At 71.6% G+C, this 24,381-nt stretch carries 9 protein-coding genes and 7 pseudogenes; 3 read left to right on the top strand and 13 right to left on the bottom strand.

Annotation, left to right across the window (positions count from 1 at the left end; translation table 11 throughout):
• Positions 1-105 precede the first annotated feature (105 nt).
• The gene (locus ACFJIX_RS27395) at positions 106-960 is read left to right on the top strand and encodes an SDR family oxidoreductase (RefSeq protein WP_377155823.1); all 855 of its coding nucleotides are present in this window, start codon (positions 106-108) and stop codon (positions 958-960) included.
• Positions 961-1,099: 139 nt separating this feature from the next.
• Here the strand turns inward: ACFJIX_RS27395 and fusA are convergent, their stop codons facing one another.
• Complete coding sequence (gene fusA / locus ACFJIX_RS27390; RefSeq protein WP_377155821.1) at positions 1,100-3,202, bottom strand: elongation factor G; 2,103 nt, start codon at positions 3,200-3,202, stop codon at positions 1,100-1,102.
• Between the two features lie 278 nt (positions 3,203-3,480).
• Here fusA and ACFJIX_RS27385 point away from each other — a divergent pair, with 278 nt between their 5' ends.
• Complete coding sequence (locus ACFJIX_RS27385; protein WP_377155819.1) at positions 3,481-3,777, top strand: hypothetical protein; 297 nt, start codon at positions 3,481-3,483, stop codon at positions 3,775-3,777.
• A gap of 111 nt (positions 3,778-3,888) precedes the next feature.
• A pseudogene (purL, locus tag ACFJIX_RS27380) lies at positions 3,889-7,915 on the top strand (phosphoribosylformylglycinamidine synthase).
• 82 nt (positions 7,916-7,997) lie between these two features.
• Here the strand turns inward: purL and ACFJIX_RS27375 are convergent.
• From ACFJIX_RS27375 to ACFJIX_RS27320, 12 genes and pseudogenes are all read right to left on the bottom strand, one after another.
• Positions 7,998-9,455 carry a prepilin-type N-terminal cleavage/methylation domain-containing protein gene (locus ACFJIX_RS27375; protein ID WP_377155817.1) on the bottom strand — a complete coding sequence of 486 codons (1,458 nt, stop codon included), beginning with the start codon at positions 9,453-9,455 and terminating at the stop codon, positions 7,998-8,000.
• 165 nt (positions 9,456-9,620) lie between these two features.
• Complete coding sequence (locus tag ACFJIX_RS27370) at positions 9,621-10,625, bottom strand: LLM class flavin-dependent oxidoreductase (protein WP_377155816.1); 1,005 nt, start codon at positions 10,623-10,625, stop codon at positions 9,621-9,623.
• 153 nt (positions 10,626-10,778) lie between these two features.
• On the bottom strand, positions 10,779-11,717 hold the full coding sequence (locus tag ACFJIX_RS27365; RefSeq protein ID WP_377155815.1) for a S1C family serine protease: 939 nt from the start codon (positions 11,715-11,717) through the stop codon (positions 10,779-10,781).
• 193 nt (positions 11,718-11,910) lie between these two features.
• Positions 11,911-12,354: pseudogene (locus tag ACFJIX_RS27360) on the bottom strand (response regulator); the annotation flags it as partial.
• Positions 12,351-16,373: a response regulator gene (locus ACFJIX_RS27355; RefSeq protein ID WP_377155813.1), complete on the bottom strand. Its 4,023-nt coding sequence runs from the start codon at positions 16,371-16,373 to the stop codon at positions 12,351-12,353. The pseudogene ACFJIX_RS27360 and the gene ACFJIX_RS27355, both read right to left, overlap by 4 nt.
• Complete coding sequence (locus ACFJIX_RS27350; protein ID WP_377162124.1) at positions 16,370-16,711, bottom strand: hypothetical protein; 342 nt, start codon at positions 16,709-16,711, stop codon at positions 16,370-16,372. Before ACFJIX_RS27350 ends, ACFJIX_RS27355 begins: the two co-directional genes overlap by 4 nt.
• A gap of 36 nt (positions 16,712-16,747) precedes the next feature.
• Positions 16,748-17,053, bottom strand: a pseudogene (locus ACFJIX_RS27345) (response regulator); the annotation flags it as partial.
• A gap of 85 nt (positions 17,054-17,138) precedes the next feature.
• A pseudogene (locus ACFJIX_RS27340) lies at positions 17,139-19,760 on the bottom strand (ATP-binding protein); the annotation flags it as partial.
• A 90-nt stretch (positions 19,761-19,850) separates the two neighbouring features.
• A pseudogene (locus ACFJIX_RS27335) lies at positions 19,851-20,966 on the bottom strand (two-component system response regulator); the annotation flags it as partial.
• Positions 20,967-21,001: 35 nt separating this feature from the next.
• On the bottom strand, positions 21,002-21,706 hold the full coding sequence (locus ACFJIX_RS27330) for an Hpt domain-containing protein (protein WP_377162019.1): 705 nt from the start codon (positions 21,704-21,706) through the stop codon (positions 21,002-21,004).
• 312 nt (positions 21,707-22,018) lie between these two features.
• Positions 22,019-22,324 (bottom strand): annotated as a pseudogene (locus ACFJIX_RS27325) (response regulator); the annotation flags it as partial.
• A gap of 154 nt (positions 22,325-22,478) precedes the next feature.
• Positions 22,479-24,011: pseudogene (locus tag ACFJIX_RS27320) on the bottom strand (ATP-binding protein); the annotation flags it as partial.
• Positions 24,012-24,381: the final 370 nt, after the last annotated feature.

The raw sequence follows: 24,381 nt of genomic DNA, 5'->3' as shown, positions 1-24,381 counted from the left end.
GGAGATACCGGAACGCGGAGACATGAATTATGGATCTTTGTCCATTCCGAGTCCGGGATGCCGTCCCTAGCATGAATTCCTCTTCACCGATCCGGAGTCCTGATCATGATTGTTGTCACCGGCGCCACTGGCCAATTGGGCCGCCTTGTCATCGACCGCCTGCTGAGCCTGGGCGTTGCATCCGCCGGCATCGTCGCCGCGGTACGCACCCCATCGAAGGCCGCGGACCTGGCCGCGCGTGGCGTCGTCGTGCGCGAGGCCGACTACACGCGGCCCGACACGCTGACCGCCGCCTTCGTCGGCGCGGAACGCGTGCTGCTGATCTCCTCGAACGAGATTGGCGAGCGCATCCCGCAACATCGCGCCGTCATCGACGCGGCCAAGGCCGCTCGCGTGAGCCAGCTCGTCTACACCAGCGTGCTGCACGCCGACCGCTCGCCGCTGGGCCTGGCCGGGGAACACCGCGAGACGGAGGCGCTGATCAAGGCCGCCGGCCTCACGCACGTGCTGCTGCGCAACGGCTGGTATGTCGAGAACTACCTCGCTGCGCTGCCGATGGCGCTGAAGCACGGCGCCTTCCTCGGCTCGGCGGGTGAGGGGAGCATCTCGTGGGCAACTCGCGCCGATTACGCAGATGCCGCCGCTGCCGTGCTGACGCGACCCGTCGACGGCCACGTAGTCTTCGAGCTGGCGGGCGACCGCGGGCACACGCTGACGGAACTGGCCGCGGAGGTTGCCCGCCAGAGCGGCCAGCCCGTGCAGTACAAGGACCTGCCTCGCGCGGACTACGAGCGCGTGCTGCTGGATGCAGGTCTGCCGGCGCCGTTGGCTGAACTGCTTGCCGATTCGGACGAGCAAGCCGCCAAGGGCGCGTTGCAGGACGACGGCGGCGCGTTGGCGCGGTTGATCGGCCGACCGACGACGACGCTGGATGTCGCCGTGGGCGCGGCGCTCGCCTGAGAGTCACCGCGCGTAGTGTGGGCAGGGCACCGGGCCTCGCGTCTCCAAGCCGCCCGATGCCGTTCTCGCAAACGCCAATGGGCCGCTCTCGCGGCCCATTCCATGTGTGACGTCTCAAGCGTCGATCAACAACGGTCGATCACTTCGCCCGCGACGTCATGATCGCGTCCGCCACGTTCTTCGGCGCCTCGGAGTAATGCTTGAACTCCATCGTGTAGGTCGCGCGGCCTTGCGTCGCCGAGCGCAGCGAGGTCGAGTACCCGAACATCTCCGACAGCGGCACCTCCGCCTTAATGATCTTGCCGCCGCCGACCATGTCGTCCATGCCCTGCACCATGCCGCGGCGGCTGGACAGGTCGCCCATCACCGTGCCGGCGTAGTCCTCGGGCGTCTCGACCTCGACCGCCATCATCGGCTCCAGGATCACCGGATTCGCACGCCGGCAGGCCTCCTTGAAGCCCAGCGAGGCCGCCATCTTGAACGCGTTCTCGTTCGAGTCCACGTCGTGGTACGAGCCGAAGGTCAGCGTGACCTTCACGTCCACTACCGGATACCCGGCCAGCACGCCATTGGGCAGGCTGTCGATGACGCCTTTCTCCACCGCCGGGATGAACTCGCGCGGCACCACGCCGCCCTTGATCGCGTCGACGAACTCGAAGCCCTTGCCCGGCTCCTGCGGCGCCAGCGAGAACACCACGTGCCCGTACTGGCCCTTGCCGCCGGACTGGCGCACGAACTTGCCTTCCACGTCCGTCACCGCCTTGCGCACCGTCTCGCGATACGCGACCTGCGGCTTGCCGACGTTGGCCTCGACGCTGAACTCGCGCTTCATCCGGTCCACGATGATCTCCAGGTGGAGTTCACCCATGCCGGAGATGATGGTCTGGCCCGACTCCTCGTCCGTGCGCACGCGGAAGGACGGGTCCTCCGCCGCGAGACGCCCGAGGGCGATGCCCATCTTCTCCTGGTCCGCCTTGGTCTTGGGCTCCACCGCCTGCGAGATCACCGGCTCCGGGAAGATCATCCGCTCCAGCGTGATGATGGCCTCGGGGTCGCACAGCGTCTCGCCGGTCGTGACGTCCTTCAGGCCCACGCAGGCGGCGATGTCGCCGGCCAGGATCTCCTTGATCTCCTCGCGCTGGTTGGCGTGCATCTGCAGGATCCGCCCGATGCGCTCCTTCTTGCCGCGCGTCGGGTTGTAGACCGAATCCCCCGACTTCAGGATGCCGGAGTACACCCGCACGAAGGTCAGCTGGCCCACATACGGATCGGTCATGAGCTTGAAGGCGAGGGCGCTGAACTTCGCGCTGTCGTCGGCCGCGCGCGTCGTGTCCTGGTCGTCGTCGTCCATGCCGTGCACCGGCGGGATGTCCACCGGCGAGGGCATGAAGTCGATCACCGCGTCCAGCATCCGCTGCACGCCCTTGTTCTTGAACGCCGTGCCGCACAGCATCGGCTGGATCTCGCCGGCGATCGTGCGCTGGCGGATCGCGCGCTTGATCTCGGCCTCGTCGAGCTCGCCCGTCTCGAGGTACTTGTTCATCAGCTCCTCGTCGGCCTCGGCCGCCGCCTCGACCATCTTCTCGCGCCACTCGTCGGCCTGCGCCTTCAGCTCGGGCGGGATCTCCTGGTAATCGAAGGTCATGCCCTGCGTGGCGTCGTGCCACAGGATGGCCTTCATCTTCAGCAGGTCGATCACGCCCTTGAAATGCTCCTCCGCGCCGATCGGCAGCACCACCGGCACCGGGTTGGCCTTGAGCCGGTCCACCATCATCTGGCGCACGCGGTAGAAGTCCGCGCCCACGCGGTCCATCTTGTTCACGAAGGCCAGCCGCGGCACCTTGTACTTGTTGGCCTGGCGCCAGACCGTCTCCGATTGCGGCTGCACGCCGCCGACCGAGTCGTACACCATCACCGCGCCGTCCAGCACGCGCATGGAACGCTCCACCTCGATCGTGAAGTCCACGTGCCCCGGGGTGTCGATGATGTTGATGCGGTGCTCCGGGTACGAGCGGTCCATGCCCTTCCAGAAGCAGGTCGTGGCCGCGGAGGTGATGGTGATGCCGCGCTCCTGCTCCTGCGCCATCCAGTCCATCGTCGCGGCGCCGTCGTGCACTTCACCGATCTTGTGATTGACCCCGGTGTAGAACAGGATGCGCTCCGTCGTCGTCGTCTTGCCGGCGTCGATGTGCGCCGAGATGCCGATGTTGCGGTAGAGCTCGATGGGGGTCTTGCGGGACATGGTGGTCTCCAGTGGCGATGGACGACCCGCGCGCGCCAGCTTCGTTGGAGGCGCGCGCCGGGTCCGAGAGCCGACCAATGTAGCGACAAGCCATGACCCCCGCCATACGCCGGTTGGAAGAGCCCGGCGCACCAGGGGGCTGAGCCAGGACGGGCAATGCGCTGCCACCCCCTGAATGAGGGACAGTAATTTGGGCGAATGTCGACATCCCCGGGCGATTACGTCGCGGGACGTCGATACATTCGGAAACTCAAAGAATGTTCCAGGGAGTTGGTGTGATGTTGCATGTAGTTGCCCGCGTATTGCCCGCTGTCATCGGGTTGTGCGTCCTGGCCGTCGATGCGACGGGTGCCGTGGCGGCCCCGACCAGCGTCGACGTCGGTATGACCTGCACGGTGTCGGACGGTTGGTGGTCGCTGGACCGGGAACGTCCCCTGCAGCCGGAGCCGGTGAAGGTGGTGGCCCTCAAGCCGCTGACCACCGGCACGCCCGGCGTCTGGGTGCAGCCGCAGCGCGGCAAGCTGTCCGACCATCAGTTCCATCTGGCGCTGGAGCGCCTCACGGACTGCCGCTGACGCAAGGCGGGGACGGCCGGCGGAGGGGGTAAACCCGGGCCGCGTGAGCGCGCTGGCTAGAATGGCGGGCTCACCGTCGCGGCGCGCGCGGCGCAAACCCCCTGGGACCCCATGGCCAGCACCACCTCCTCCAAGCATCTGATTCACTTCGAGGGGGGCAATGCCCTCTCGTCCTTCCGGGCCGCGGCGCTGCTGGCGCGTCTGCAGGCCGTCAGCGACCGCATCGCCGCGGTGCACGCGCGCCACGTCCACTGGGTCTGGACCGACGCCGCCATCGACGCCGAAGGCCGGGGCAAGCTGGCCGCGCTGCTCGACTACGGCGATGCCTACGAAGGCCCGTCAGGCCCCACGGAGGGCGCGCTGATCGTCGTCGCCCCGCGCCTGGGCACGCTCAGCCCCTGGGCCTCCAAGGCCACCGACATCGCCCACAACTGCGGTCTCGCGATCCACCGCGTCGAGCGCGTCACCGAATTCCGCCTGACGCTGAAGTCGGGCCTGCTCGAACCAGTTGACGGCCGGCCTGACCGGCGGCGCGAAGCCGCTGACCGAGGCCGAGATCCTCGCCTGCGCCGACCTGCTGCACGACCGCATGACCGAGAGCGTGCTGCTGTCGCGCGAAGCCGGCGCGCACCTGTTCGACGACAAGCAGGCCCAGCCGCTCGCGCACGTGGACGTGTCGGGCCGCGGTCGCGCGGCGCTGGAAGAAGCCAACGGCGCCTGGGGCCTGGCGCTGTCCGACGACGAGATCGACTACCTGGTCGCCGCCTTCACGAAGCTGGGCCGCGACCCCAGCGACGTCGAGCTGATGATGTTCGCCCAGGCCAACAGCGAGCATTGCCGCCACAAGATCTTCAACGCCGAGTTCACCATCGACGGCGAGGCGCAGCCGCTGTCGCTGTTCGGCATGATCCGCAACACCGAGAAGCTGCACCCGCAGCACACGGTGATCGCCTACGCCGACAACGCGGCGGTGATGGAAGGCCACGTGATCGAGCGCTGGATGGCGACCGGCGATCGCCGCGCGCCGAAGTACGAGGCCCGCGCCGAAACCGCCCACGTGCTGATGAAGGTCGAGACGCACAACCACCCGACGGCGATCTCCCCGCACCCGGGCGCCTCCACCGGCGCCGGTGGCGAGATCCGCGACGAGGGCGCGACCGGCCGTGGCGCCAAGCCCAAAGCGGGCCTGACCGGCTTCTCCGTCTCCAACCTGCACCTGCCGGGCCTGTCCGAGCCCTGGGAACAGAACCCCGTCGGCAAGCCCGCGCACATCGCCAGCGCGCTGCAGATCATGACCGAGGGGCCGTTGGGCGGCGCCGCCTTCAACAACGAGTTCGGCCGGCCCGCGCTGGGCGGCTACTTCCGCGTCTTCGAGCAGGACGTCGACGGCATCCGCCGCGGTTATCACAAGCCGATCATGATCGCGGGCGGCCTGGGCGCGATCCGCTCGGACCTGACGAAGAAGATCGCCTTCCCCGCCGGCTCGCTGCTGATCCAGCTGGGCGGTCCCGGCATGCGCATCGGCATGGGCGGCAGCGCGGCGAGCTCGATGGCCGCCGGCACCAATACCGCCGACCTGGACTTCGACTCGGTCCAGCGCGGCAACCCCGAGATCCAGCGCCGCGCGCAGGAAGTCCTCAACCACTGCTGGGGCCTGGCCGAGCGCAACCCCATCCTGGCCGTGCACGACGTCGGCGCGGGCGGCATCTCCAACGCCTTCCCGGAACTGGTGAACGACGCCGGCCGGGGCGCGATCTTCGACCTGCGCAAGGTCCCGCTCGAGGAGAGCGGCCTGGCCCCCAAGGAGATCTGGTGCAACGAGAGCCAGGAGCGCTACGTCCTGGTGATCGCGCCGGAGAGCCTCGAGCTCTTCACCGCGATGGCCGAGCGCGAGCGCTGCCCGTTCGCCGTCGTCGGCGTGACGACCGAGCAGCGCGAGCTGGTGCTCGAGGACGGCACCGACGGTGAACGCGCCATCGACATGCCGATGGACGTGCTGCTGGGCAAGCCGCCGAAGATGCACCGCGACGTGACGCGCGTGGCCCGCTCGGGCGGTGCGCTGACGCTGGACGGCGTGGACCTGGGCGTGGCCGCGCGCACCGTGCTGCGCCACCCGACGGTGGCCAGCAAGCGCTTCCTGGTCACGATCGGCGACCGCACCGTCGGCGGCCTGAACCACCGCGACCAGATGGTCGGCCCGTGGCAGGTGCCGGTGGCCGACGTCGCCGTCACGCTGTCCGACTTCAAGGGCTTCACCGGCGAGGCGATGAGCATGGGCGAGCGCACGCCGCTGGCTGCCGTCGACGCGCCCGCGTCGGGCCGCATGGCCGTGGCCGAGGCCATCACCAACCTGCTGGCCGCGCCGATCGAGCTGTCGCGCGTGAAGCTCTCCGCCAACTGGATGGCCGCCTGCGGCGAACCCGGCGAGGACGCCGCGCTGTACGACACCGTCAAGGCCGTCGGCATGGACCTGTGCCCGGCGCTGGGCATCTCGATCCCGGTGGGCAAGGATTCGCTGTCGATGCGCACGCGCTGGAGCGATGAGGGCACCACGAAGCAGGTCACCGCGCCGGTCTCGCTGATCATCACCGCCTTCGCCTCGCTGGCCGATGTGCGAGGCACGCTGACGCCGCAGCTGCAGGCCGGCGACACGACGCTCGTCCTCGTCGACCTCGGCCAGGGCCGCATGCGCATGGGCGGCTCGATCCTGGCGCAGACGCTGAACCAGTTCGGCCCCGAGGTGCCTGACCTCGACGATCCCGCGCTGCTGAAGGCGCTGGTCGCCGCGGTCAACGAGCTGCGCGGTCAAGGCAAGCTGCTGGCGTACCACGACCGCAGCGACGGCGGCCTGTTCGCCGCGGCGCTGGAGATGGCCTTCGCCGGCCAGCGCGGCGTCAGCCTCAACGTCGACATGCTGGTCACCGAAGGCGACGGCATCAGCGACAGCCGCGCCGAGATGGGCGACTCGAAGAACTGGGCCTCGCAGGTCAGCGCCCGCCGCGAAGAACTGACGCTGAAGGCGCTGTTCAACGAGGAACTGGGCGTCGTGCTCCAGGTCGCGACCGGCGACCGCGACGCGGTGCTGCAGACGTTGCGCGCGCACGGCCTGTCGAAGATCTCGCACGTCGTCGGCAAGACCAACGACACGAAGCAGGCGGAAGTCTGGCGCGACGCGAAGAAGGTCTTCGCCGCCCCGTTGAGCGCACTGCAGCAGGAGTGGGACCAGGTCTCGTGGCGCATCGCCCGCGAGCGGGACAACCCCGCCTGCGCGGACCAGGAACACGCGCTGGCCGGCGCGCCGGGCCAGGGCCTGCACTGGTCGCCGAGCTTCGACGTGAAGGACGACGTCGCCGCTTCGCTGATCGCCGGCGGCGTCCGTCCGAAGGTCGCGATCCTGCGCGAGCAGGGCGTCAACTCGCATGTCGAGATGGCCTACGCGATGGCGCAGGCCGGCTTCGACGCCTATGACGTGCACATGAGCGACCTGCAGGCCGGCGCGGTCGACCTGAAGGACTTCAAGGGCTTCGTCGCCTGCGGCGGCTTCAGCTACGGCGACACGCTGGGCGCGGGCGAGGGCTGGGCGCGTTCCATCCTCTTCAACCCGGTGCTGAAGGCGGCCTTCGAGGCCTTCTTCGCGCGCGCCGACAGCTTCGCGCTGGGCGTGTGCAACGGCTGCCAGATGCTGGCCGCGCTGTCGCCGATGATCCCCGGCGCGCAGCACTGGCCGAAGTTCGTGCGCAACCGCAGCGAGCAGTTCGAGGCCCGCCTGGCGCAGGTCGAGATCGTCGAGTCGCCGAGCATCTTCTTCACCGGCATGGCCGGCAGCCGCCTGCCCATCGCGGTCGCGCACGGCGAGGGCTTCGCGGACTTCTCGCAGCGCGGCAACCCGGACCAGGTGCTGCGCGCGATGCGCTACGTCGACGGCGACGGCCAGCCGACCGAGCAGTACCCGCTGAACCCCAACGGCAGTCCGCAGGGCCTGACCGCGGTGACCACGGCCGACGGCCGCTTCACCGCGCTGATGCCGCATCCGGAGCGCGTGTTCCGCAACATCCAGATGAGCTGGACCGGCGGCGACGCCGGCGAGTTCAGCCCGTGGATGCGCATGTTCCGCAACGCGCGCAAGTGGGTGGGGTGAGATCGGGCGGCGCGCGCCGCGCCGTGATGCGTCGATGAGGGCGCATCGCTGAGGAGGGGCCGCGCAAGCGGCCCTTCGCGTTTCATCCGCCCGTGGCCTTGACCCACTTGCCCTCCCGGTTGCAGGCCATCACGTAGACCTGCTGGCCCCGGTGGGGCTGGTACAGGGCAATGTTGCCGCCGGAGGTCCTCGGGTTGACGTCCTGCGCATTGCAAGGCGTGTCCGGGTCGCGGCGGGGGATGCGGATGCCATTCAGACGGGAGTCGAACCCGGGGCCGCCCGCCTGGCCCGACGCGGTGTCGATGTAGCCGTTGGACGTCATCAGGACGCCCGACAGCGACATGCCGTCCTGGTCCTGACCCGCGAAGTCCCAGGGGCTGTTGTGGCCCACGATGAGGCGCTTGCGCACGACAGCGTGGCCGTGGATGTCGATGACCGGATCCACGACGTCGCGGGATGCCCCGGCTCCTTGCTGTGTCCTCCGGCCACCCTGCGGATGCCGGACCACCAGTCCGCCGTTGGCGTGGACGGTATCGTCGACCTGCAGGGTGCCGGCGATCTTCGCCTTGGCGGCCTCCAGATCGTCGACGCCGACGAGGCCATGGCCGTTGAAGTCCCATCGTCCCGTCAGCTTCGCCGAGCCGTCGAGGCAGGCCGACCCGCTGGCGCCGCGGCCGGTGGCGCCGGTGGGGACGCCGCAGGCGACGCCGGCCGTCGTGGCGCCGCCGTCCAGGTGGATCAACCGGAACGACGCCAGCACGCCCGGTACGCCGGTATCGGCGCTGTCTCCCCGCAGCGGGTTGTCGACGGGCAGGGCGCCCTTGCCGCGCAACTGCGCCGCCACCCGCGGAGATTCGCCCGGCAGCGACACCATCGCATCGGGCCCCAGCGCCTGCAGGGCCGCCTTCAACTGCGCGCCGTAGCCGAAGGGAAGATCGGCCTGCGCGAAGAAGGGCTGCGTGTTGTAGAGCATCACCTCGAAGGTCGCCGCTGGCCGCTGGCCGTCGACTGTCAGGCACTTCGCCTTGCACTTCACGGAGACCGCCCAGCGCGCCCGGGCGATCTCACCGGTGCGGCCGTCGACGATGGTGGTCCCGTGAGGGAAGGGCAAGGTGTCGCTGAAGGTGACGTAGCCGAGGTCCTGCAACTCCTGCAGCGAGGGCTGGAGCGCGTTGACGGCCAGGGGCTTGCCGCCGGCCGTCGCCTTCAGTTCGCAGTCTTTGGGCGGCGGCGTCCCCGTCGAGGGCGCCAACGACAAGGCGACGTTCGCGCAGGTCGACTGGGGGGCGGCCTGCACCTTCAGGAGCTCCGCGCTGTGATCGCGCACATAACGCGCGACGCCGTCGCGCAGTTCAGCCAGCCGCAATCCAGCCTGGCGTCCGCCCGCGACGGTCTGCTGGAACTGCTGGACCTGCAGCGCGCCGAGCGACATCGCACCCAGGAGCACCAGCGCCATCGAGACTTCGATCAGGCTGAAGCCCGACTGTCGGGTCGCGGATCTTGCGGGCGTGTTGGAGAGGGAGCGGGCGCGGGCGGACATTGCGGGAGGAACTCCTGGGCGGTGAGGGCCGTCATGGTCCCCGCCCGCGGTGTTCGTGCCAATCCGCGAAGTTGAGCGCCCAGCGGTCGGCGCTCATCGATTCGCGGCAGGCGGCTCCCCTGTTTCCGTCAGCGGCCTGCGCCAGCCGCACGCCAGGGCCGGCGGTCAGCCGGCGTCCGTGCCCGCGGCGATCCCCGCCAGCAATTCGTACGAGCGCCGGCGGGCCGCCGGATCGTGCACCGCGCAGGCGACGATGAACTCGTCGGCGCCGGTGCGCTCCTGCGTCGCCAGCAGCCCCTCGCGCACCGTGCGCGGTGAACCGACGATGGACTCGGACAGCATGCGCTCGACGCCGAGCTTCTCGCCCGCCGTCCACAGCGTGTCCATGCTGTCGATCGGCCGCGGCAGCAGGCCGCGCTGACCGCGCTGCATGCCGAGGAAACGCTGCTGGATGGAGGTGAACAGGCGCTGCGCCTGCGCGTCGGTGTCGGCCACGACCACGTTCAGGCCGACGGCCGCGTAGGACTGCGGGTTCCGGACGCTGGGCCGGTACTGGGCGCGGTAGATCTCCAGCGCCTGCATCAGCATCGCCGGCGCGAAATGCGAGGCGAACGCGAACGGCAACCCCAGGTAGGCCGCCAGCTGGGCGCCGTACAGGCTGGACCCGAGCAGCCACACCGGCACCTCGGTGCCCTGGCCGGGCACGGCACGCACGACCTGACCCTCCTGCGCGGGGGCGAGGTAGCTGATCAGCTCCAGCACGTCCTCGGGGAAACGGTCCTCGTGCGCCGTCGCCAGGTGCCGGCGCAGCGCGCGCATCGTCGGCCCGTCGGTGCCCGGCGCGCGGCCCAGTCCGAGGTCGATGCGCCCGGGGAACAGCGTGGCCAGCGTGCCGAACTGCTCGGCGATGGTCAGCGGCGCATGGTTGGGCAGCATGATCCCGCCCGAGCCGACGCGGATCGTCGACGTGGCGGCGGCGATCTGGCCGATCAGCACGGCCGTGGCGGACGACGCGACGCCGTCCATGTTGTGGTGCTCGGCGACCCAGTAGCGGGTGTAGCCGAGGCGCTCGGCGTGCTGCGCCAGCGCCATGCTCTCGTGGAGCGCCTGGGCGGCGGAACCGCCTTCGACGATGAGGGCGAGGTCGAGGATCGAAAGTCGGGCTTGCATGGGCGCCGAGTCTAGGCGCGCCGTCCGGACCGGGGTCCCGGGAGGGTTATCGCGGAATGGAGTAGGCGATCGGTGGCTGGCGATCCGCTGCTGGCGATCAGTCGCTCGTGATCATTCGCTCGTGATCATTCGCTGGTGATCATTCGCTGGTGATCAGTCGCTGGTGAGCTGGGCCTGGACCTGCCGCGTTTTGCCGCCGTTCCAGACGGTCAGCGTGACCTTGTCGCCGACCTGGCGTTCCTCGAGTTCGCCGAGCAGCTCGTCGAGGTCGGCCACCGGCTTGCCGTTGACGGCGGTGATGAGGTCGCCGCCGACGATGCGGCCGTCGCGCCCGCGCATGAACGGCTGCAGCCCCGCGCGCTGCGCGCCGCCGCCGGGCTGCAGGCCGATCAGCACGACGCCCTTGGGCAGGCGCAGCACCTGGCGCAGCTGCTCGCTGCCGGCAGTCAGGCCCAGCGCCGGCCGGATGACGCGGCCGTGCTTGATCAGTTGCGGCACGACGCGGTTCACCTCATCGGCCGGGATCGCGAAACCGATCCCGTTGCTGCCGCCGCTCGGGCTGAAGATCGACGTGTTGACGCCGATCAGCCGGCCCGCGGAGTCCAGCAGCGGGCCGCCCGAGTTGCCGGGGTTGATGGCCGCGTCGGTCTGGATCGCGCCGCGGATCGTGCGCTGCGTCATCGATTCGATCTCGCGGTTCAGCGCCGACACGATGCCGCGCGTCAGCGTCTGGTCGAGTCCGAACGGGTTGCCGATCGCATAGACCGTCTGCCCGACCAGCAGGTCGCGGCTGCTGCCCATCGGGACGGGGGTCAGCTTCTCGCGCGGCGCGACGATGCGCAGCACGGCCAGGTCGCGGTCGGGATCGACGCCGACGAGCTTCGCGTCGTACGCGCTCTGGTCCGACAGCGTGACCTTCGCCGCCGAGGCGCCGCGGATCACGTGGAAGTTGGTGACGATGTGGCCCTGTTCGTCCCACAGGAAGCCGCTGCCGGTGCCGCTGGGCACCTCCGTCACGTTGCGCGAGAAGAAGTCCCGCTGCTGCGCCAGCGTCGTGATGTGGGCCACCGACGGCGACACCTTGCGGAACACCGCGATGTTGTCTGCTCCTGCGCGTCGAGCGGACCGCGCGGCGTCACCGGCCGCGGCTGGGGCCAGGTGTTGCCCGACCCGACGAGCAGGGCGATGAGAGCGAGGGACCAGGGCCGGAATTGCATGACGAGGACAGAAGCGGAGAGGACCGGACGATTATGAAAGCTCAGCCGTCGGCGCCGCCGGCCCATCGGGCGATTTCGGCTTCCAGGTGCGCCGCGCGTTCGCGCAGCAGGTCCGCGGTGGCCTTGAGCTGCAGGTGGGTGCGCACGCGCGCGAGCAGGATGGGCGGGCTGATCGGCTTGGTGATGTAGTCCACCGCGCCGAGTGACAGGCCGTGGCTCTCGTCCGCGGGATCGGAGCGCGCGGTGAGGAAGAGCACCGGGATGTCGCGCGTGGCCGCGTCCGCCTTGAGCCAGCGGCAGAGCTCGTAGCCGTCCATGTTGGGCATCAGCACGTCCAGCAGGATGAGGTCGGGCCGCGGCGACTCGGCCGCGATGCGCAGCGCGCGGTCGCCGGTGGTCGCCACCTTGACGCGATGCCGTTCCTTGAGCAGCTCGTACAGCTGGGACAGGACTTCGGGCGAATCGTCCACGATCAGGATCGTCGGGCGCGAATCTCCGTTCGAGATGCTCATGGCAGGGGGTCCTCCAACGATCGGGCGCCGGGAGATGGCGGGGACGGGGGCGGGGGCGGGGGCGGTGCACTGGCGCCCTCATTCTCCAGCCTGCGGCGCGCGGTCTCGAAGTCGAATCGCGTCGCGGCCGCCAGGACCTCGCGCAGGGCGGCGGCGCGCCGGTCGTCCAGGCCGTGCCGACCCCGGTCGATCTCCTCCTTCAGCCGCTCGGCGGTGTCGACCGCCGCGGCGTCGTCCTCGTCCAGCTGCCGGCGCAGACGCGCCAGGCGCTCGTCCAGCTGCGGGATGCCAGGCGGCGACAGATCGTCCAGCGGGCTCGGCAGCGTCGGCGGGGCGTCGTCCGCGAGCGTCTCCGCCAGCGCGTGCAACAGGCGGTCCAGCGCGACGCGGACGGCCTGCGCCAGCTCGCGGCGTCGGGCGGCCGTCTCCGGCGAGCGGCAGGCGCTCTCCAGCGCCGCGGCGGCCTCGCTCAAGGGCAGCGCGCCGATGGTCGCGGACGAGCCCCGCAGCGAGTGGGCGATCTTCTCCATCACCTGCGCCTGGTCCGACGCGGCGGCTTGGTCCAGCCGCGCGCCGGTCTCCTGCTGGGAGTGCAGGAAGATCTTCAGCAGGCGCAGGTAGAGCTCGGCGTTGTTCGAGGCCGAGGCCAGGCCGGAGCGCGCCTCCAGGCCGTCGACGACGGGCACCGCCGGGACTTCCGGACGCGCCCTGGGCGAGCCGGTGGAGGAGGGCGGCGGGGCCGGCGTGCCGGACGAGCGGGGCATCCCCGCCGCGGCGCGCGGTCCGCCGGCCAGCCCGGCCGGCGCCACCGCCGCGCCCCCGGCGGGGCGGATCCAGCGCGCCAGGACCTCGAACAGCGTGTCGACGTTCAGCGGCTTGGCGACGTGGTCGTTCATGCCGGTGGCCAGGATGCGCGCGCGGTCGGCGCCGGTGGCGTTGGCGGTGAGCGCGATGACGGGCAGCTCGCGCCAGCGGGCGTCCTGGCGCAGGCAACGGGTCGCGTCGTAGCCGTCCATCACCGGCATCTGGCAGTCCATCAGCACGCCGTCGAAGCCGTCGGGGGACTGCCGCAGCAGCTCCAGCGCGATCGCCCCGTTGCCCGCGATGGTGACCGCGATGCCGGCGTTGGTCAGCAGCTCGCCGGCGAGTTCCTGGTTGACCGGGTTGTCTTCCACGACCAGCAGCCGCGCCCCCGCCAGGGACTGCATCATCGCCGTCGTCGCGGCGCGGCGGGCCTGCGCGTCCGGGTGCGCGCCGGACGCGCCCGAGCCGTCCAGGACGCCCACCAGCGTGGCGGCCGTCACCGGCTTGGCCAGCACCGGCAGCGCGTGCCCGGTGGGCAGCGCCGTCATCGCCTCGTACAGCCCGTCGTCGTTGCCGAAGGCGGTCACCATGACGATGCGCGGCACCGGGGTCGCCTCCTGGAGCAGCCGGGCCGCCGCGCCCACGCCGTCCAGCGACGGCATCTTCCAGTCCATCAGCACCCAGTCGAACGGACGGTGTTCCCGCGTCGCCGCATGCACCGCCCGCAGCGCGCGTGCGCCGTCGACGCACTGCTCGACCTGCAGGCCCAGGCCCTGGCAGAGGGCGGCGAGGACCTCGCGGGCGACGCGGTTGTCGTCGACGATCAGCACCCGGCCGCGAAGCGCCGCCGGCCGCGTGTCGTGATCGTCCTGGGCGCCTTCATCGTCGTCGGCGCTCCCGTCTGCCGCATGGCGCTCATGACCCTGATGGCCCTCATCGGCGGCGATGTCGCCGTCGATATCGCCGTCGATGTCGTCGTCCGTCTCGCCGTCCGTTTCGCCGCCACTCTCGTCGTCATCCTCGTCCCGCCCGATGCCCAGCCGCGCGGTGAAATGCAGCGTCAGGCCCGCGCCGGGCATCGAGTCCACGCGCAGCGTGCCGCCCATCATCTCCACCAGCATCCGGCACACGGCCAGCGCCAGGTCGCCGCGATCGGGGGTGTCCGCGTCGACCTCCGCCGGTCGCCGGCCCAGCCGCGCCAGCTCCGTCGGCGACAGCGCGGGACCGCTGTCGCGGATGCTGAAGCGCAGCATGATTTCGTCGTCGCCCGGACGGTGGTCCTCCGCCACGGCCACGACGACCTCGTCCTGCTCGCTGCGCCGCGCCGCATGCTTGCCGACATGGGCCAGCACCTGGCCGAGGCGGAACGGGTCGCCGACCAGCCTCCGCGGCAGGCCGGCCGGCACGCTCAGCAGCAGCTCCACGCCCTTTTCCTCCAGGCCGAGACCGATCACCTGCACCAGATGCGCCAGCACCTCGTCGAGCTCGAACGGGATGTGCTCGAGCGCGAGCCGGCCGGCCTCGATGCGGCTGAAGTCGAGGATGTCGTCGATCACGCCGAGCAGGGTCTCCGCGGCACGGCAGGTCTTGTCCACGTAGTTCCGCTGCCGCGCGTCGAGCTCGGTCTGCAGCGCCAGCTCGGACATGCCGATGATCGCGTTCATCGGCGTGCGCAGCTCGTGGCTCATGTTGGCGAAGAAGTCGGTCTTGGCGCGGGTCGTGGCCTCCGCGGACTCGCGCGCCGCGCGGATCTCGTTCTCGGCGGACAGGCGGTCGGTCAGATCCGTCAGCCAGATCAGCGTCCCCGATTGGCCGAAGGCCACCGGCAGGAAGGTCGCCAGGCAGGCATGGTGCGCCCCCTCGCGATCGACGATCTGCAGCTCGACATCGCTGCCGCTGCCGTCACCGGTGCCGGTGCTGCTGCTGCCGCCGCCGTCACCGTCACTGGTGCCGTTGCTGTTGCTGTTGCTGCTGCTGCTGCTCTTGCTTTGCAGCAGGGCCTGCGCACGCGCGCGGCTCGCGTCGTCCGCGTAGACGTCGGGCCAGGGCTGACCGATCCGCACGTCGACCAGGCGCCGCAGCGCCGGATTGGCGATGCCCACCACGCCGTCCGTGATCAGCCCGATGCCCGCGGGCGTGTGCTCGATGAGCGTCATGAAGCGCTCGCCCTGGCGCTGCAGCGCCGTCTCCTGCGCGTGCTTCGCGGCGCGCAGCAGCAGGCCGCGCAGCAGCGCGGCAAGCGCGGCGAAGCACAGCAGCGCGGTCAGCAGGCCGATGCCCGCCTGCGCCGGTCCGCTGAGCGCGGCCGAGATATCGGCCACGAGGACCAACCGCCAGACGCCGGCGCTGTCGCGCCAGCCCAGGTCGCGCGCCACCAGCGCATGCGGGTGTCCGTCGATCGCCGCGACGCTCGCGCCGGGGTCGAAGGGCAGCACCGGCACGCGCGTCGCATCCAGGAACTGGCGCCCGTAGCGGAGCCCCTCGGTGAGCCGGCGGCTGCGTTCGGCCGACGCGGGACCCGCGACCATCAGCAGCCATTCGGGCCGTGACGACACCATCACCACGCCTTCGGGCGACAGGACCAGCGACGCCATGTCGGCGCGCTCGGTCAGGAAGCGGTCCAGCGACGGGCCGTAGAACTGCGTGGCGACGATGCCGATCACGGGGCCACGGGCGTCGACGTCCCGGAAGACCGGCGCGCTCAGGTACAGGGCGCGGCGCGACGTGGCCTGGCTGATCGCCATCGAGACCGCGGTGCGTCCGGCCATGGACTCGCGGAAATACTCGCGATGGCTGATGTCCTGCCCCAGGGGCGAGCGTTGCAGGCCGCGGTTCCATTCCCCGACGATCGTGCCGTGGCGGTTGACCACGAAACTGACGTCCGCGCCGAGCTGGTCGTTCATCGCGGACAGCATTTCGGCGGCCGGCCGCATGCGCAGCGCGACCGGGAGGTCGGTCTGCAGCGCCGCCGCTTTCAGGTCCGGATCCAGGCGCCCGGCCAGCCGCAGCGCGCCCATCGCCTTGCTCTCTTCCGTGAGGCCGCGGAACTGCAGGACCTCCCGGTCGATCGTGCTCGTCATGCGGGCACGGAAGCGCTCCTCGAGGACGCTCCGGGCCTGCCGGGCGACCAGCGCGCCGACGAGCAGCGACAGCATCGCCGCCACGATCCACGCCGCCGTCGCATGACGCGACAGCCGGAGCGCCGCGCGCATCATGGCGTCGGCCCTCCGGCCGGCGCGCCGGCGTCCCAGCTCAGCAGCGCCAGCGCTTCCTCGAAGCGGAATCCCGAGGCCGCCGCCGCCACGCGGCGCAGCAGGCGGGCCCGGGCCGGCGGCGGCGGCCGCCGATCGAGCGTCTCGGCCAGCAGGCGGCCGACCTCGATCGCCGTCGCATCACTGTCCTGCAGCAGCTGGGCCAGGCGCGACAGCAGCGCCTCCAGGGCGGCGTCCGGCGCCGCGTCGGCGGGCGGCGTCGCGGCGCCGTCGCCGGTGGCCGCCGGATCGGGCGCGCCGCCGCGTGAGAAGCGGGCCAGCGCCTCGAAGAGGCGGTCCACGCTCAGCGGCTTGCTCAGGCAGCCGTTCATGCCGGCGGCGAGGATGCGTTCGCGCGCCTCCAGCGTCGCGCTGGCGGTCAGCGCGAGGACGGGCAGCTCGCGCCAGCGCGGGTCCTGGCGCAGGCGGCGCGTGGTCTCGTAGCCGTCCATCCCCGGCATCTGGCAATCCATCAGCACCGCGTCGATGCCGGGATCCGCGAGCGCCAGCAGGTCGAGCGCGGTCGGGCCGTCCGGGGCCAGCGTCACGTCCAGGCCGGCGGCGCGCAGCAGCTCGGCGCCCAGTTCCCGGCTGACCGGATCGTCCTCGACGACCAGCAGCCGCGTCCCGGTCAGCCGTGCCATCGCCGCGCGCGTCGCGCCGCCGCGGCGCGGGGCGGCGAGGGTGGGGGAGCACCGCCCGCCCGGTGGCCTCGCCGATGGCCGACAGCAGCGCCGAGGCGGTGACCGGCTTGCTCAGCAGTTGCGGCCGGTGGCGCGGGTCCGAATCGACCAGCGCGGCGGCGAGCGTCGCGTCGCGGCCGAAGGCGGTGACCAGCAGGATCGCCGGCGGCGAGGCGAGCCGTCCGGCCGCGATCAGCCGCGTCGCCTCCAGGCCGTTCAGGACGGGCATCTGCCAGTCCATCAGCACTAGGTCGTAGGGGCGCTTCTCCGCCTCGGCCTCCAGCACGCACTGCGCGGCGTTCGCGCCGTTGACCGCCGTGTCCACGCGCATGCCGAAGCCCGCGCACAGCGCGCCCAGGATGTCCCGCGCGGCGCGGTTGTCGTCGGCCACCAGGACGCGCAGCCTCGACAGGTCGGCCATGGCCGCGGAGGCCGCCGAGGTGGCCGTCGCCACCGTGCGACTCCCCGGCCGCAGACCGAGCCGCACGGTGAAGGAGAAGGTCGAGCCCTCGCCCGGGCGCGAGCGCACCTGGATGCGTCCGCCCATCATCTCGACCAGCTGGCGGCTGACCGCCAGACCCAGCCCGCTGCCGCCGTACTGGCGCGTCGTCGACGTGTCGGCCTGGTTGAAGCTGTGGAACAGCCGCGAGATCGTCTCCGCCGTCATGCCGATGCCGGAATCCGTGACGCTGAAGCGCAGGTCGACGTCGTCGCCGACGTCGGCGTCCCGCCCATCGCCGCCGTTGCCGTTGCCGTTGCTGGCGCCCTGGCCGGCCGTGCCCGCCGGCACGCGCTCCACGGCGACGATGACCTCGCCGCTGTCCGTGAACTTCACGGCGTTGGCGCCCAGGTTGATCAGCACCTGGCCGAGCCGCATCGGATCGCCGATCAGCGCGTTGGGCACGTCGGCGGGGCGATGGATCAGCAGCTCCAGGCCCTTGTCCTCGGCGCGCAGTCCGATCAGGTCGATGAGGCGGTCCACCACCTGGTCGAGCTGGAAGGGCACCCGCTCCAGCGCGATCCGGCCGGACTCGATGCTGTTGAAGTCCAGGATGTCGTCGATCAGGTCGAGCAGGCTGAGCGCGGCGCCGTTCACCTTCTCCAGGTAGTTGCGCTGGCGCGCGTCCAGGCCGGTCTGCAGCGCCAGGTCGGACATGCCGACGATCACGTTCATCGGCGAACGGATCTCGTGGCTCATGCCGGCCAGGAAGCTGGACTTGGCGCGGGCCGCGTCCTTGGCCGCCTCCATCGCCCGGCGCGCCTCGCGCGTGGCCTCCTGGCGCCGCGTGATGTCGACCAGCCACAGCACCACGGCGGCCTTGTCGCCCTCGTAGTCGAACGGCATCGACGAGAGCGCGAAGCTGCGCGCCTCCCCCCGGGCGTCGAGCAGGCCGACCTCGACGTCCAGCGTGCGGCGCCGCTCGCGCAGCACCGCGTCGACCAGATCGCGGCTGGCCTCGTCCGCGTAGCGATGCGGCCAGTCCTGGAACAGCGCCGTCCCCAGCTGCTCGGCCAGCACCGGGTTCAGGAACTCGATCCGGTCGTTGACGATCAGGCAGACGCCGATCGGCGCCATGCGGAACATGGTGCGGACCTGGTCGGCGCGGGCGGCGATCTCGGCGCTGTTGCGCGCGCGAAGGCGGCGATGGGCCGCCATCAGCCGCAGCAGCGCGCAGCCCCCCAGCAGCAGCGCCGCCGTCAGCGCCGCCACCCCCAGCGGGTACCGCGCGCCCATCGCGCCGGAGAGGTCCTCCAGCAGCACCAGTCGCCAGGGGCCTTCGGGATCGTTCCACTCGATCGGGGTCTCCGCGGCGGCCATGCGCCGGCCGTCGACCTCGACGACCGCGCCGTCGACGGGATCGAACGGCAGCGCGCGCGAGCGGTCCGGATCCTGGAAGAGGTCCGCGAAGCGGTGCGTCGCCGTCAGCGACGCGGCGCGCTCCGAGTTGAGCGGGCCCACGAGCGCCATGAGCCAGTCGGGCCGGCTCGCCGCGAAGACCACGCCTTGCGGCGAGATCAGCAGCCCGCCCGCATGGCCCCGGAATTCGAAGAAGCGGTCCAGCACCGCCGACGAGTTGCGCGCGACCATGGCGCCGATGACGACGCTGGTGGACTCCCGGCTCCCGAAGATCGGCGCGCAGAAGATGAGGGACCGGCGCCGCAGGTCGGGACTCAGCCCGGTGGAGATCGACGGCCGGCCCTTCAGCGCCTGCTGGACGTAGGGGCGGATTGACAGGTCGCGGCCGATGAAGCGCTCCTTCTTCTCGTCCGGTCCCCATTCGGCCACCACGACGCCCTTGCCGTTGAGGACGACGACGCCCTCGCTGTCGAGGGTGTCGGCGATGGCCCGCAGGTGCGCCGCGCCGGGCCGCACCAGCCGCGCCCGCTCGAGGTCCGTCTCCAGCGTCATCCCCTTGACGAGCGGATCGACCCGGCCGCTGAGTTCGACGGCGCCCATGTCCTTGCCCGACAGCGTGAGCTGGACCAGCGAGACGCCCTCGCGGTCGGTGGCCGAGCGCAAGGCGCGGCGCAGGTCCGCCTCCAGGTACCAGCGCTGCGCGGTGCTCAGGCCCCAGCCCGCCGCGATCGCGACGGCGGCGGCGACGCTCCAGAAGATGACCGGTCGATCGCGCCAGCCCGGCGTGCTGCGATCGCCCGGGCGAGGCATCAACGCCCCCCGCTCGACGCCCAGCGGCGTGAGGTCGGGCGGGCTCACCGTCTCCATCCAGGCCCGCTTGCGCGCGAGCGCCGCGTCGTCGTCGGCGAAGCGCCGCGCGATCGACTGGAACTCCGGCTGGATGCGCAGGAAGGCCTCGACGACGTCCGGGTCGAAATGCGTGCCGGCGCCCTCGGCGATGATCGCCGCCGCCTGCTCGTGCGGCATGCCGTCCTTGTAGACGCGCCGGCTGATCAGCGCGTCGTAGACGTCGGCCAGCGCCATCAGCCGCGCGGACAGCGGGATGGTCTCGCCCTTCAGGCCCTGCGGATAGCCCGAGCCGTCCCACTTCTCCTGGTGGCAGTAGGCGATGTCCTTGGCCGTCGACAGGAAGGCCACCGGCGTGCCCAGCTGCGCCTCGGCCTGCTCGATGGCGTCGCGCCCGAGCGCCGGGTGCGACTTCATGACCTCGAACTCCTCCGGCGTGAACCGGCCCGGCTTGAGCAGGATGCGGTCGGGGATGCCGATCTTGCCGATGTCGTGCAGCGGCGCCGACTTGAACAGCGTGGCGATGACGCCGGGCTGGCGCAGTTCGCGGCAGCGCGGGTGCTCGCGCAGCGCCTCGGCCAGCGCCCGCACGTAGTGCTGGGTGCGGCGGATGTGGTTGCCGGTGTCGCTGTCGCGCGTCTCGGCCAGCGAGGCCATCGCCAGGATGGTGACGTCCTGGATGGCGGCCAGTTCCTCGCTGCGGCGGGCCACCTCGGCCTCGAGGTAGTCCGCCTTGTCGCGCAGGAAATCGGCGCTGGCCTTGAGCTGCAGGTGGGTGCGCACCCGCGCCATCACGATCGGCGGGCTGATCGGCTTGGTGATGTAGTCGACGGCGCCCAGCGCCAGGCCGCGGGTCTCGTCGGCGACGTCGGACTTCGCCGTCAGGAAGATCACCGGCACGTCGCGCGTCGCCGGGTCGGCCTTCAGGCGCCGGCAGACCTCGTGGCCGTCCAGGCCCGGCATCATGACGTCGAGCAGGATCAGGTCGGGGCGGTGCTCGGCGCGCGCGATGGCCAGGGCCTTCTCGCCATGGTTGGCGATCTTCACGCGATAGCGGTCGCGCAGCAGCTCGCTCATCAGCAGGAGGTTGTCGGGCGTGTCGTCGACGACCAGCACGGTGGCGCCGTCGGTGGGGTCGGGAAGACTGGCGGCGCGGTCCAGGGGGGTCATGGGAGGCGTGGTGCCGGCAGGGAACAAGGGGTCGCTCATGCGGGCCTCCCGGAGGACGTTGCGCGTTCATCGTCGTGCAGCCAGTCGAGCGCGCCGTCGAAGTCGAAGCGGGCCGCGGAGTCCGCCGCGCGGCGCAGCAGGCGGGCCCGGGCGGTCGGCAGCGGCACGCGGTCGAGCAGCTCGGTCAGTTCCTGCGCCGCGTCGGTGGCCGCGGAGTCGCTGTCCCGCAGCAGCGCGGTCAGCCGCGCCAGCAGCGCGTCCAGGCGCTCGCGCGAGGCGTCGTCCAGCGCCGGCGAGGCGCCGCCGCCGGGCCAGGTGGCCGCTGGGGCGGGCGGAGCGGGCGGGGGCGGCGACGCCGGCATCCCCTGCGTCATCCCTTGCGCCATCGCCTGCGTCATTCCCTGTGTCATCGCCTCGCGCGCGAGGTGCCGGCCCAGCGACACCATCAAGGTCGCCAGCAGCGACTGCGCGCGGATCAGCAGCGGGTCGCGCTCGGCGGCGGGGGCGCGCTGCGCGCAGGCCTGCTCGAGCGCGCCGGCCGCCGCCGCCAGCGGTCGGGCGCCGAGCGTGCCCGCCGCGCCGCGCAGCGAGTGCGCGAGCCGCGTCATCGTGATCGCGTCGCCCGCCGAGGCGGCTTCAGCGAAGTCGGCGGCGAAGCCGGTCTGCGTGTCGTGGAAGGTGCGCAGCAGCTTGCGGTAGAGCGGCAGGTGGCCGCCGGCCGTCGCCAGACCGGCCTGCACATCCAGCCCGGCGATCTGCGGCAGGCCGTCCGGCTTGCCGGCGTCGCCCTGGGGCCAGTCGGTCTGACCGTCGCTCCCCCCATCCCTCGGGCCGGTGGAGGCAGGCCCGCCGCCGCGTGCATCGCGTGCATCGAGGATGCCGGGCTCCAGCACCTCGCTGCGCCCCTGCTGCGTGTCCACGCGACGCCCCGCGCCGGAGCGCGTGTCCATCGGCACGTCCGCCGCCGGCATCGCCGGGTGCACCCAGCGCGCGAGGATCTCGAACAGATGGTCGACGTTGAGGGGCTTGGCGAGGTGGTCGTTCATGCCGGCCTCGAGGACGCGCTCGCGGTCGCCGCTCATCGCGTTGGCGGTCATCGCGATGACGGGCAGGTCCGCCCAGCGCGGCGAGGCGCGCAGGGCGCGCGTGGCAGCGTACCCGTCCAGGACCGGCATCTGGCAGTCCATCAGCACGCCGTCGAAGCCGTCGGGCGAGGCTTCCAGCAGGTCCAGCGCGACGCGCCCGTTGCAGGCCAGGGTGATATGGACCCCGGCGTCCTCCAGCAGCGCGGTGACGAGTTCCTGGTTCAGCTCGTTGTCCTCCGCCACCAGCAGCCGGGCGCCGGCGACCTGCCGCATCGCCTCGCGCGCGGAGTCGCGCCGGCGCTGCGCCGCCGGGGAGGGCAGGTCGACGTGGCCGAGCGCCTCGCCGATGGCGCCGAGCATCGACGACGCGGTCACCGGCTTGGTCAGCAGCACCGGCCGGCGCGACGGCCCCGGAGGCGGCCAGCGCCGCGGTCAAGGAGTCGTCCCGCCCGAACGAGGTCACCAGCACGACGGCCGGCGGCACCCGCAGCCGCCCGTCGACGAGCTGGCGCGTCGCCTCGATCCCGTCGAGCACCGGCATCTGCCAGTCCATCAGCACCAGCGCGTAGGGCCGGCCGTCGGCCTGCGCGCGCTCGGCGTCGCGCACCGCCTCGGCGCCGTCGGCGGCGGTGGAGACCTCCAGCCCGAAGCCCGCGCCCAGCGTGGACAGGATCTCCCGCGCGGCGCGGTTGTCGTCGACGACCAGCGTGCGCATCTGCGCCAGCTCATGCGCCATCAGCGCGCGGCGCGCGGGCAGGTCCGAGCCCTCGGACTGCAGCACGAAGCGGGCCGTGAAATGGAAGGTCGAACCCTCGCCCGGCGTCGATTCCAGCCAGATCCGGCCGCCCATCATCTCCACCAGCTGCTTGCAGATCGCCAGGCCCAGGCCGCTGCCGCCGTACTTGCGCGTGGTGGAGCTGTCGGCCTGGCTGAAGCTGCGGAACAGCCGCGCCTGCTGCTCCGGCGTCATGCCGATGCCGCTGTCGCGGACCTGGAAGTGGAGCTCGACCTCGGGCGTGCAGGCCGCGCCCGGCGGGTCGGCGTCCAGGGCCGGCGTAAGCGGCGTGAGCGGCACGGCCTCGATGCCGATGATGATCTCGCCGTGGTCGGTGAACTTGGCGGCGTTGTTGCCCAGGTTCACCAGCACCTGGCCCAGGCGCAGCGGGTCGCCGATCAGCGCCGTGGGCAGGTCGGGCGGCACGTTCAGCAGCAGCTCCAGGCCCTTGTCCTCGACGCGGAAACCGATCAGGTTGACCAGGTGGTCGAGCACCTCCTCCATCCGGAAGGGCACGCACTCCAGGCTGAGCTTGCCGGCCTCGATGCGGCTGAAGTCCAGGATGTCGTCGATGACGCCGAGCAGGTTCTCCGCCGAGCGGTGCACCTTCTCGATGTAGTTGCGCTGGCGGGCGTCCAGCCCGGTCTGCAGCGCCAGGTGGGACATGCCGATGATCGCGTTCATCGGCGTGCGGATCTCGTGGCTCATGTTGGCCAGGAAGTCGGACTTGGCGCGGGTGGCGCTTTCCGCGTCGTCCTTGGCCTGCTGCAGCGCGTCCTGGGCGCGCTCGCGTTCCGCGAGCAGCGCCTGCAGCTGGCGATGCTGCGCCTGCAGCTCGAGGTCCTTGCGGTCGCGCGACGCGCCGTGCGCCAGGCTGCGCAAGGTCGCGGCCAGCAGCCCGAAGGCTAGCAGCGCCACGAGCGCCGCGATCCCCAGCCGCGTCGCGGTGGGCTCCAGCGCGTCCAGGTCGCCCAGCAGCACCAGGCGCCAGGGGCCGGCCGGATCGTTCCAGGCCACGGCGGCATGGGCGACGGCATGGCGCACGCCGTCGATCTCGGCCGTGGGGCCGCGCAGCGCGAACGGCAGGCTGTGGGAGTGGGCGGGATCCTCGAAGAGCTTGCCGAACTGGCCGGCCGCGGTGATGGTCTTCGCGCGCTGCGGCGTGGCGGGGCCGTCCAGGCTCATGCGCCAGCCGGGTCGGCTGGCCGCCAGCACCACGCCCGACGGCGACACCAGCAGGGCGCCCGCGTAGCTGCGGGTGTCGAGGAAGTGGTCCAGCGCGTCGGCGTAGAGGCGGGCGGCGATCACGCCGACGATCTCGCCCTCCTGGCCGGGCTGGCGGTAGATCGGCGCGGAGAGCCAGTACGCACGCTGGCCGGTGCTGATGCTGATGCCGGCGAAGACGTTGGGCTGGCCGCGCATCGCCTGGTGGAAGTACTGGCGGAAGCCGACGTCCAGGCCGATCGGGGGCGAGCCCTCGTCGTCCCAGCCCGCGATGATGCGGCCGCGCGCGTTCACGACATAGGCCAGCTGCGCGCCGACGCTGCTGCCGATC

Origin of the sequence: Roseateles sp. UC29_93, assembly GCF_042695725.1 — a bacterium.
GTDB lineage: Bacteria > Pseudomonadota > Gammaproteobacteria > Burkholderiales > Burkholderiaceae_C > Roseateles > Roseateles noduli_A.
Note: the sequence above shows the minus strand (reverse complement) of the source record. Positions and strands in the feature narration are given on the sequence as shown.

Coding starts and splice junctions, on each gene's coding strand:
- ACFJIX_RS27395 (WP_377155823.1), top strand. CDS start 106: ATGATTGTTGTCACCGGCGCCACTGGCCAATTGGGCCGCCTTGTCATC.
- fusA (WP_377155821.1), bottom strand. CDS start 3,202: ATGTCCCGCAAGACCCCCATCGAGCTCTACCGCAACATCGGCATCTCG.
- ACFJIX_RS27385 (WP_377155819.1), top strand. CDS start 3,481: ATGTTGCATGTAGTTGCCCGCGTATTGCCCGCTGTCATCGGGTTGTGC.
- ACFJIX_RS27375 (WP_377155817.1), bottom strand. CDS start 9,455: ATGTCCGCCCGCGCCCGCTCCCTCTCCAACACGCCCGCAAGATCCGCG.
- ACFJIX_RS27370 (WP_377155816.1), bottom strand. CDS start 10,625: ATGCAAGCCCGACTTTCGATCCTCGACCTCGCCCTCATCGTCGAAGGC.
- ACFJIX_RS27355 (WP_377155813.1), bottom strand. CDS start 16,373: ATGATGCGCGCGGCGCTCCGGCTGTCGCGTCATGCGACGGCGGCGTGG.